This is a genomic window from Luteimicrobium sp. DT211, assembly GCF_049844995.1.
Classification (GTDB): Bacteria; Actinomycetota; Actinomycetes; order Actinomycetales; family Cellulomonadaceae; genus Luteimicrobium.
The window spans coordinates 1-324 of sequence record NZ_JBNCMC010000030.1 but is presented as its reverse complement, the minus strand read 5'-3'; the positions used below and the strand labels follow the sequence as shown (position 1 = coordinate 324).

1 pseudogene is annotated in these 324 nt (G+C 75.6%); it reads left to right on the top strand.

Going from position 1 to position 324, the window contains the following annotated elements:
• Positions 1–111 precede the first annotated feature (111 nt).
• Positions 112–324 (top strand): annotated as a pseudogene (locus ACLQ14_RS19460) (ArsR family transcriptional regulator); the annotation flags it as partial.

Sequence of the window (324 nt, the reverse complement as noted above, 5' to 3'; positions counted from 1 at the left end):
CTACGTGTCCTTGTGGGTCGCGCGCCGGTGGTTCGCCGTCGACCCCGGAGCGGGTGCCTCAGCCGAGGCCGTGGCCGCGGCCGCGCCGCGCGTGCTGGACGAGGTGCGGTCGTGACCGCCCCCGCGGCGCGCGCCGCCCTGCCCGACCCGAACTGCACGCCGCAGATCGACGCGCACGCGATCGGTACCGACGCTGCCGCCTCGGTCGCGGTGATCCTGAAGGCGCTGGCCGAGCCGCTGCGCCTGCGGATGCTGTCGTTCATCGCGACGTCGCCCGCCGGTGAGGCGTGCGTGTGCGACCTCGCTGCCCTGACCGACGTCTCC